This is a genomic window from Variovorax sp. KBW07 (genome assembly GCF_003852515.1).
Lineage (GTDB): Bacteria > Pseudomonadota > Gammaproteobacteria > Burkholderiales > Burkholderiaceae_C > Variovorax.
The window spans coordinates 17,074-26,802 of the sequence record NZ_QAJK01000096.1; the positions used below are offsets into that span (position 1 = coordinate 17,074).

9 protein-coding genes are annotated in these 9,729 nt (G+C 66.9%); all 9 read right to left on the reverse strand.

Translation table 11 applies throughout. The annotated features are described in order from the left end of the window. Window positions 1-20: 20 nt before the first annotated feature. Entirely contained in the window at window positions 21-2,474 is a 2,454-nt protein-coding gene (locus DBV14_RS19630) for a TonB-dependent receptor (protein WP_124461180.1), read from the reverse strand. A gap of 167 nt (window positions 2,475-2,641) precedes the next feature. Beyond that, on the reverse strand, window positions 2,642-3,646 hold the full coding sequence (locus tag DBV14_RS19635; protein ID WP_124461182.1) for a FecR domain-containing protein: 1,005 nt from the start codon (window positions 3,644-3,646) through the stop codon (window positions 2,642-2,644). Next, window positions 3,646-4,203, reverse strand: coding sequence for a sigma-70 family RNA polymerase sigma factor (locus DBV14_RS19640; protein ID WP_124461184.1), 558 nt, complete (start codon window positions 4,201-4,203; stop codon window positions 3,646-3,648). Before DBV14_RS19640 ends, DBV14_RS19635 begins: the two co-directional genes overlap by 1 nt. 113 nt (window positions 4,204-4,316) lie before the next feature. After that, a complete protein-coding gene (gene zigA / locus DBV14_RS19645; protein WP_124461186.1) occupies window positions 4,317-5,510 on the reverse strand; it encodes a zinc metallochaperone GTPase ZigA in 1,194 nt (397 codons plus the stop codon). A 93-nt stretch (window positions 5,511-5,603) separates the two neighbouring features. Beyond that, window positions 5,604-6,170 carry a fatty acid desaturase CarF family protein gene (locus DBV14_RS19650; protein WP_124461188.1) on the reverse strand — a complete coding sequence of 189 codons (567 nt, stop codon included), beginning with the start codon at window positions 6,168-6,170 and terminating at the stop codon, window positions 5,604-5,606. A gap of 198 nt (window positions 6,171-6,368) precedes the next feature. Beyond that, entirely contained in the window at window positions 6,369-6,923 is a 555-nt protein-coding gene (locus DBV14_RS19655; RefSeq protein WP_124461190.1) for a phosphonate degradation HD-domain oxygenase, read from the reverse strand. Window positions 6,924-6,933: 10 nt separating this feature from the next. Continuing rightward, window positions 6,934-7,737, reverse strand: a complete 804-nt coding sequence (gene phnE, locus DBV14_RS19660) for a phosphonate ABC transporter, permease protein PhnE (RefSeq protein ID WP_124461192.1) — start codon at window positions 7,735-7,737, stop codon at window positions 6,934-6,936. A 37-nt stretch (window positions 7,738-7,774) separates the two neighbouring features. Then, the gene (gene phnD, locus DBV14_RS19665) at window positions 7,775-8,719 is read right to left on the reverse strand and encodes a phosphonate ABC transporter substrate-binding protein (protein WP_124461194.1); all 945 of its coding nucleotides are present in this window, start codon (window positions 8,717-8,719) and stop codon (window positions 7,775-7,777) included. A gap of 66 nt (window positions 8,720-8,785) precedes the next feature. Next, window positions 8,786-9,682 (reverse strand): phosphonate ABC transporter ATP-binding protein, encoded by an 897-nt coding sequence (gene phnC / locus DBV14_RS19670; RefSeq protein ID WP_124461197.1) that lies wholly within the window; start codon window positions 9,680-9,682, stop codon window positions 8,786-8,788. Between the last annotated feature and the right edge of the window lie 47 nt (window positions 9,683-9,729).

Sequence of the window (9,729 nt, forward strand, 5' to 3'; positions counted from 1 at the left end):
GCCCTTCCCTTCCTCACCGGTCAGAACTTCCCGCGCAATGCCAGCGTGAAGCTGCGCGGCTCGCCGTAGAAGTTCGAGCCGAACGCGGCCCACACGCGCTGGTAGTAGACCTTGTCGAACAGGTTGTCGACGGTCAGCGTGGCCTCCAGCTTGGGGTTGAAGCGGTAGCCCACCTGCAGCGACGCAACGGCATAGGGCTTCTGCTCGAACTTCACGTCGCCGGCCAGGCGATAGGTGCTGCTCACGGCGCGCACGCCGCCGCCCACGCTGAAGCCTTGCAGCGCACCGGGGCCGAAGCGGTACCGGGTCCACACATTGAACGTATGGCGTGGTGCGATGTAGGTGTACAGCTGCCGCTTCTGCTCGTCGGTGCCTTCCAGCGTCTTCGTGCGCGTGAACGCATAGCCGGCGCTCAGGTCCCATCGCGGCGACAGCCGCCCGGTGATCTCGGCCTCCAGCCCCTCGTTGCGCATCTTGCCGGCGGCGATGCTGAACAGCAGGTTGTCGGGGTCGGTCATGGCGCGGTTCACGTCCTGCATGCGGAACAGCGCGACGTGCGCGTTGGCCTGCTTGTCGAAAAGCTCCGCCTTCAGCCCCACCTCGGCCTGCTTGCCCGTGCGCGGGCGCAGCGTCTGGCCGGCAACGTCGGTGGCGATCTGCGGCGCGAAGATGCTGGAGTAGCTGGCATAGGCCGACAGGTTGTCCGACAGCTCGTACACCAGGCCCGCGAACGGCGTGAACTTGCGGCTCACCTTCGCATGCGTGTCGGTGAACTGGTTGAAGTACGCGTTGCGGTTGTGCGCCGTGTTCTCCCACCAGCTGAGGCGCCCGCCCAGCACCGCCTGCAGGCGATCGGTGGCCTTCAGGTTGGCGCGGGCGTAGGTGCCGTACTGCGTCGTCTTGCCCCTGTTCCCGTTGTCGAAGGCATAGCTGGGCTGGGACACGTTGTTGTCGGGCTGGTAGGCGTTGATGTAGCCCGAATCGCCGCCACCGTACTGGAAGGTCTTGTAGATGTTCCGGTAGTCCGCGCCGACCGTCACCTGGTGCGTGCGGCCGAATGCGTCGAACGGCGTCGTCACGAACGCATCCGCGCTGTAGGTGCGCCAGTGGCTGCGGTACATCCAGCTGATGTAGCAGCTGTCGCCGCTAGGCCGGTCGACGGCGCAGTCCGACCAGCCGAACTTGCGCGTCGGTTCGTCCTGCTCGCGGTAGACCAGGCTGAGCTTGGCCTGCCCGCCGTTGGCCAGCCGGTGGTTGAGTTCGCCGAAGTACTCCTTGACCTCCTCGGTGATGTGGTTCCATGCGGGGTCGAGGTTGGTCGAGCGCCTCACGTCGAGAAAGCGGCCGTCGGTATAGGCCGGCAGGCCGAAGGCGGGGCGCCCCTTGTACTGCTGGTAGGTGATGCCGCCGGTGAGCGTGGTGTTGGCGCCCAGGTCGACATCGACCGTGCCGTACAGCAACGGCTTGCGCGAGTTCACGTAGTCGACGAACGAATGGCGGTCCTGGTAGGCCGCCACCAGCCGGCCACGCACGGAGCCCGACGCATTGAGCGGGCCGGTCACGTCGACCTGCCCCTCGTAGCGGTCCCACGAGCCGGCGGTGAGTTCGTAGCGGGCCGCAAAGTCCTTTTGCGCGCGCTTGCGCACCAGGTTGATGGTGCCGCCCGGATCGCCCGCGCCCTGGAACAGCCCGGCCGGCCCGCGCAGCACTTCGAGGCGGTCGTAGATGGCCATGCCGAAGCCCGTCGACAGGTCGTTGCCGGTGCTCGCGGGCGTGACCACGCCGTCTATCTGCACCGAGTCCAGCGCATAGCCGCGGGCGTAGAAGTTGCCGTGGTTGCCACCCGTGCTCGAGGTCTCCACCGAAATGCCGGTGACGGTGCGCATCGCGTCGTCGAGGCTGCCCAGGTTGCGATCGTCCAGCTGCTGGCGCGTGAGCACCGAGACCGACTGCGGCACGTCGCGAAGGCGCTGTTCCTGCTTGCCGATCGTGACCGCGCGCGCCGCGTAGGAGCCCGTGCCTTCCGACGTGGCGCCGGGCTCGGCCTGCGCCGTCACCAGCACTTCGCCCAGGGCACCGCCCTCGGCCGCCGGCATCGCCGCGCTCCGTGGCGCCGGCGCGGCGAGCTTGCGCACCGACCAGTTGCCGCTGTCGGTGCGCACCAGTTCCAGGCCGCTGCCGGCCAGTGCCATGCGCACTGCCTGCTGAGCCGTCAGGCTGCCGCGCACGGCGGGCGCGTTCAGCCCGCGCACCTGCTCGGCGTCCATGCTGATCTGCTGGCTGCTGGTGCCGGCAATGCGGGCCAGCGTGCTGCCCAGCGGCTGCGCGGGCAGGTCGTAGACATGCACCGCGCTGTCGGCGGCGGCCGTTGCCGCGGTGGCCGGCGCCTGCGCATGAACGTGCAATGCGCACATCAGGGCGGTGGCCGTCGCCACTGCCTGCAGGCGATGGCGCGAAGAGAAAAGGGCTGGCATGAAGTCCTCGGGAAAAGTCAGGAAGCGAAAGGGTTCCGAGACTTGTCGTCCGAGCTGGAAAAAGTGTTCATCTTTTTTTGCGGCGTGGGCTTCGCGCCTGGATGCGTGCGGGGCAATGCCGCCACGCAGACGGCGGCCGTCGCCTCGATCGCTACCGGATAGCAGTGCTACAGGCGATCGATCAGCACCAGCCAGCCGCCCTGGAAGATGCGCACGCCGACAGGCAGCGTCTCGCCCAGCGCGACCAGCGCGCGGCCGGAGTCGTCGAGCGCGTAGGTGCCATAGACGCGCAGCGCCGCCGCCTCGGGCGTCACGCGAATGAAGCCCCGGCGGTACGCGCGCAAGGCCTGCACCACTTCGCCCAGGGTCTGGTTGTGGGCTTCGAGCATGCCGTGCTCCCAGGCAGCGGTGGCCACGGGTGCTTCGTCCGTGCGCACGATGCCCGAGGGCCCGAAGCGCGCGCTCCGGCCTTCGGCCAGCGTTTCGGGGCGGCCGTTCGCGGTGCTGATCTCCACGCTGTGCTCCAGCATGCCCACCGAGCTTTCGCCGTCGCCCTGCCGCACCACGAAGCGCGTGCCCAGCGCGCGCAATGCGCCATGCGCGGTGCGCACGATGAACGGCGCATCGCCCGCACCGCGCACCGGCGCGGCCTGTGCCACCAGTGCGCCGCGCCGCAGCGTGACGGTGCGATGCCCCTCGCGAAAATCGAGATCGGCGGCGGAGCGCGCGTCCAGCGTGACTTTGCTGCCGTCGGGCAGCATGAAGTCGCACCGCTCGCCGGTGCCGGTGCGCAGGTCGGCGGTCAGCTCGGCCAGCGGCAGTTGGCGCTCCGCCAGCAGCGCGGCGCCGGCCGCCATGCCACCGATGCCCAGCGCATTGCGCAACAGGCGCCGGCGCTGGCGCGAGCGCACGTCCTGGCGCGCCATCACCTCGGACAGCAAGGCACCGGAGGCCGGCGTGCCCTCATGGGAAGGAACCGCGACGCGCGCTGGCCCCAGCGTGCCATTCAGGGCACGCGTCAATCGTTGCCAGGCCTCGCCGTGGCCCGGATTGGCAAGCAGCCACGCATCGAAATCGCGCCGCTCGGCGGCGCTGGCATGCCCGGAGTGCATGACCACCATCCAGCCCACGGCGGCCTGCGTGGCGGCGTCCAGCGAGATGTCCGGCGCCATCAGGCGGCCAGCTCGCGCGCCGGTGCGGCAATGCCCGCATGCTGGCGTGCCATGGCCAGCGCGATGCGGCCGAACGCGTCGGCCATGTGGCGTCGCACGGTGCTGTGCGAGATGCCCAGCTCGGCCGCGATCGCGTGGTACCCCAGCCCGTCGAGCTGGCTCAGCAGAAACGCCTGGTGCGCCTTCAGCGACAGGCCATCGAGCGCATTGGCGATGTGCTCCAGCGTTTCAAGCAGCACCGCGCGCTCTTCGGGTGAAGGCGCCATTTCCTCGGGCCGCTGGGCCAGCGTGTCGAGGTAGGCGCGCTCCAGCTCGCGGCGGCGCCAGAGCGTGAACAGCAGGCGCTTGGCAATGGTCGTGAGAAAGGCGCGAGGCTCCTGCACCGCGGCCAGATCGCGCTGGCCGATCACCCGCAGGAATGTTTCGGAAGCCACGTCCTGCGCGTCCGCCATGTTTCCCAGCCGCGCGTGCAGCCGGTTCGTGAGCCAGGCGTGATGGCCGGCAAAGAGTTCTCGGGCGTGGAGCAGGGGTTCGTGCGCAGGATGTGAGGCAGACATGGCGCCGCGATTGTAGTTTCCAAATAAGAACTACTCTCATCTTCCGCCCATACCTGGCTCGTGGATTCTTCCCGGCCGGCCTCGGTCCCCGCGCGAATCAGCGCCCCGACGCTCTATGCATTCCAGGACGGAAACGGGTCCTCGAAGTTCTGCCACCACGACGCACCGAAGCGCATTTCGTTTTCCGTGAGCAGGCAGGCATCGAGCTTCGCGCGCAGCGCCGGCTCGTCCATTTCGATGCCGATCAGCACCAGTTCCTGCCGGGCATCGCCGGTCGCCGGGTCCCAGTTCTTGCGGATCAGCTCGAGCGTGTCGGGGTCGGTCGGCCAGTGTTCGCGCGGCACCGCGGCCCACCAGAAACCGGCCGCGCCATAGCGGCAGGCACCACCCGCCTGCGACCACGAACCCGCGCGCGTGGCGCGGCTCGCCAACCAGAAGAAACCCTTGGAGCGCACCACGCCCTCCCATTCGGTCTGCACCAGTTTCCAGAAGCGCATCGGGTGGAACGGCAGCCGCGAGCGGTAGACAAAACTGCGAATGCCGTAGGCCTCGCTCTCGGGCTGGTGCTCGCCGCGCAACTCGGCCAGCCAGCCCGGCGCCTGCTCGGCCTGCTCGAAGTCGAACAGGCCGGTATCGAGCACGCGGTCGAGCGCCACCCGGCCGAACTCCGACACCTCGATGCGGGCGCGCGGGTTCAGGCTGTGCAGGATGGCCATCAGCCGTTCGCGCTCTTCGGCCGTCACCAGGTCGGTCTTGTTGACCACCAGCACGTCGCAGAACTCGATCTGCTCGATCAGCAGGTCGACCACCGTGCGCGTGTCTTCGTCGCCGAGCGACTGGCCGCGCTGGCCCAGGCTGTCGGCCGAGCCGTAGTCGCGCAGGAAATTGAAGGCGTCGACCACCGTCACCATGGTGTCGAGCCGGGCCACGTCGGCCAGGCTCTTGCCGTCCTCGCCGGCGAAGGTGAAAGTCTCGGCCACCGGCAGGGGCTCTGAAATGCCGGTGGACTCGATCACCAGTTGGTCGAAGCGCCCCTCTTTCGCGAGCCGGTCGACTTCGATCAGCAGGTCTTCGCGCAGGGTGCAGCAGATGCAGCCGTTGCTCATCTCGACCAGCTTCTCGTCGGTGCGGGACAACTGGGCGCCACCGTCGCGCACCAGCGCGGCGTCGATGTTGACCTCGCTCATGTCGTTGACGATCACCGCCACGCGGCGCCCCTCCCGGTTATGGAGGATGTGATTCAGCAGCGTGGTCTTGCCGGCGCCGAGAAAGCCGGACAGCACGGTAACGGGGAGACGGGCGGACATCGGGGCGAACTCCATATATGCAACGGAATTGCATTATATGAAGTATCGCCACAATGTTGCATTTAAAGGCAGGCACCGCCCGCCTTCGGTCCGTTACGCCGCCGGTGCCAATGCCTTCACGGAAATGTCGGGCTTGCGCTTGCACCCCAGCGTCTTCTCGATCGCGTATTCCACGCCCTTCCAGAAGTTGATTTCTTCCAGCAGCGGGTTCAGGAAGTTGGTGATCGAGCAATAGTGCGAATTCTTCTGCCCCGAATGGTGCTGCGCATGGTGTCGCTGCGTCTGCAGCAGCCTGAGCTTTTGCAGCATTGTGATGAACCGGCCGTTTTCATGCGGCGCGCGGTGCGCCCACTTGTGGACCTGGTTGGCATTGGCGCTCACCAGCGCGAACAGCCACACCTTCCAGGTCAGGGCCTTGAGCCACCAGGCGCCCATCAGAACCAGTGCCGCCGTCAGCACCAGGTCCCACGAACTGGCCCACCAGCCGCGCAGCACGAAGGCCCGGGGCTTCACGTGGTGTTCGATGTTGGCTTCACCGATCCACCTGCCCACCACGGGCGTTTCCTTGCGAACGTAGGCGTCTTCCGCCCAATGCACGAGACCACTGATGAAGTCGGCCAGAAGAACCACGCCGACGAACTGGAACACAAGATCTCTCATACAAGCGACGCGGGAGCGTCATGGACTTTCCGGAGTTGAACACGCATGCCCTGGCGCGGGTTCGCAGCAGGGCGAGCGCATTGTTTCCGGGCCGGAGGGTTTCGCCGCGCCGTGCTTGCGCAGTATCTTCCGGCGATGCCCGATGTGCCGTGCGGCGCTACTTCAGCGGCCGTTGCAACTCATCGCGGCAGGCGCTCGCTACAGCGCGACCTGCGCCATCTTCCAAAGATAGTGCGCCAGCGGAGGCGTCACCTTGCCCTTCACTTTCGCAAGGTCGTCGTAGCGCCGCACGCGCAGCGACTCTTCGGCGAATGGCGCGCGCATGAAAGCCTCGGCCTCTTCAGGCGTATGGCGCCCGCCCTGCAGTTCCAGGCTGTGCTTCGACGCCGGAGACAGCGTGTCCCAGTAGCCTGCGTCCAATGTGCACAGGCAGCGCTTCGCATCCACATGCAGGCGAACCGGCGCCAGCACGCCGGGCGGGAACACGCCATGCAGGAATGGCAGCGCGATGTACTGGTGCAGGTCGTCGCGCGCCCTCGGTGCCGTGGTTTCTTCCCGGGCATTCTCGGGTGCGAGCAGATGGCCGAGGTCGTGCAGCAGCGCCGCCACCACGGTCTCGGTGCTCTCCCCCGCTTCTTCCGCCAGCGCGGCGCACTGCAGCGCGTGATCGAGCTGGCTCACGGCTTCGCGGCCGTACTGCTGCTGGCCGGGTCCGGCCAGCAACTGCGCAATGTCGTCAAGGGTCAATGCCACGGCAGCGTTCCTAGATCAGCACCTTGCGGATGCGCGCCGACACCAGGTCGATCAGGCTCACGCTCACCACGATGATGATCATCACCGCGCAGGTCTCGGCGTACTGGAAGCCGCGAATGATCTCCCACAGCACCACGCCGATCCCGCCCGCCCCCACCATGCCGACCACCGACGCCGAGCGGATGTTCGACTCGAAACGGTACAGCGCATACGAAATCCAAAGCGGCATCACCTGCGGCAGCACGCCATACACGATCTCGTGCAACGCACTGGCACCGGTCGAGCGGATGCCTTCCACGGGCTGCGTGTCGATGGCCTCCACGGCTTCGGCAAACAGCTTGGCCAGCACGCCGGTGGTGTGCACCCAGAGCGCCAGCACGCCGGCAAACGGCCCCAGCCCCACGGCCACCACGAACAACATGGCGAACACCATCTCGTTGATGGCGCGGCAACTGTCCATCAGGCGGCGCATCGGCTGGTAGATCCACCACGGCACGATGTTGGCCGAGGCCAGCAACGCCAGCGGCACGGCCGTCACCACGGCCAGCACCGTGCCCCACAACGCGATCTGCAGCGTGACCACCATCTCCTGCAGGTACATGCGCCACTGCGTGAAGTTGGGCGGGAAAAACTCGGCGGCATAGGTCGCCATGTTGCCGCTGTCGCGGATCAGGTCGAGCGGCCGCATGTCGGCCCCCTTCCACGAGGCAAGCAGCAGCACCAGCAGCACGGCCCAGGACAGCTGCCACGCCAGGTTGCGCTTGGGGGCCACCGCGGAAAGCGGCGGGCGGGTCATCGGAATCGTCGAGGCCATGGCGGTCGGTCTTTGGGGGAGCTGCTGCGGCCGGCGATCAGTTCAGCGCGGCCAGTTTCTTGTCGATGTCGGCCAGGCGCGTCTTCTTGTCGGCGTCGCTCAGCACGGTGTCGGCTTCGATCTTGGTGCGCTGGCCGAACAGGTCGAGCTGGCGAATCGGCAGCAGTTGCTTGTCGCTCGATTCCTTGAAGCCCGAGAGCTTGGAGATCTTCATGACGATCTCTTTCTCGCGCGGATCGGTCTTGGCGTAGTTGAAGAAGAAGTTCTTCAGCTTGGCCTTGGTGGCTTCGGGCAGGTCCTTTCGCATGACCAGCGGGTCGAGCGGAATCAGCGGCGAGGTCCAGACGATCTTGATGTCCTTGAACTTCTCGGGGAAGCGCTCTTTCACCTTCTCCAGGTTTTCGCTGTTGTTGGTGGCCACGTCGACCTGCTTGTTGGCCACGGCCAGCGAATTGGTTTCGTGGTTGGCGCTGCGCGTCACGCGGAAGGCGGTCTTGGCGTCGATCTTGTTCTGCGCGAAGACGTAGAAGCCGGGCACCAGGTAGCCCGAGGTCGAGTTCGGGTCGCCGTTGCCGAAGCTCAGGTTCTTGGCGTTCTTCAGCACGTCGTCGAGCGTGTTGAGCGGGCTCTCACGGTTGACGATCAGGTGCGAGTAATAGCCCTGGGTGCCGTCGGCGTTGACCATCTGCGCAAACACCTCGCCGCTGGCGCGGTCCACGGCTTCCATGGCCGACTTGTTGCCGAACCAGCCCAGCTGCACCTTGTTGAAGCGCATGGCTTCGATGATGCCGGCGTAGTCGGGTGCGAAGAAGGCCGTGACCTTCAGGCCGGTCTGGCGGCTCATGTCGTCGATCAGCGGCTGCCAGTCGCCCTTGAGGTTCTGCGTCGCCTCCGTCGAGATGATGCCGAAGTTGATGTCTTGCGCAAACGCGCCGACCATGCCCAGGCCGAGGGCCAGGGCTGCACAGAGTTTCTTGATCATGGATGACTCCAAAGGGGAACGTTGGGAAAGAAAACGGGGGCGCGCCGACGTGGCGCGCGGAATAAATCAGGCGACGTTGGCCGGGCGCGCGGCCCACGGCATGGCCATGGGCGGCGTCGGCACATGCACGCTGGCGCCTTCGGTGGCCGGCGGCACCGACGAAGCCGGCGCGGTCGGCACCGCGGGCCGCAGCAGTTCTTCGGCCTGCACGCCATACAGCTCGTGCAGCAGCGCGGGCGTGAGCGCCGACGACGGTCCGTCGAACACCACCTGGCCTTGGTTCAGCGCCACCACGCGCGGGCAGTACTTCATGGCGATCTCGACCTGGTGCAGCGACACCACCACGGTGCAGCCGTCTTCGCGGTTGATGCGCGCCAGGATCTCCATCACCTTGCGCGACGACTCGGGGTCGAGCGAGGCGATGGGCTCGTCGGCCAACACCACCTTGGCGCCCTGCACCAGCGTGCGTGCAATGGCGGCGCGCTGCTGCTGTCCGCCCGACAGGGTGGACGCACGCTGCGCATGGCAGTCGGCAATGCCCACGCGCGCCAGTGCTTCAAGGGCCAGTGCGCGCTCCTGCGCCGTGAACAGGCGCATCCAGCTGCGCCACCAGGGCATGCGGTGCAGCGAACCCACCAGCACGTTCACCAGCACCGGCAGCCGCGCCACGAGGTTGAACTGCTGGAACACGAAGCCCACCTGCGAGCGCACCTTGCGGATGTCGCGATGGATGCGGCCGCCCTGTTGCACGCAGCGCCCGTCGATCTCCACCAGCGACTGCGTGGCGCCGTCGGCCGCCACCAGCCCCGCGATGTGGCGCAGCAGCGTCGACTTGCCGGAGCCCGAGGCGCCGATAAGCGCCACCATTTCCCCGCGCGCCACGTCGAGGTTGATGTCGCGCAACGCATGCTTGCCGTTGGCAAAGTGCTTGTTGAGCTGGCGGATATGCAAAAGAGAGTTCATGGCAGGCCTAAAGTCGTCTAGACAAGTGAAGTCTCGCCAACCGGTAT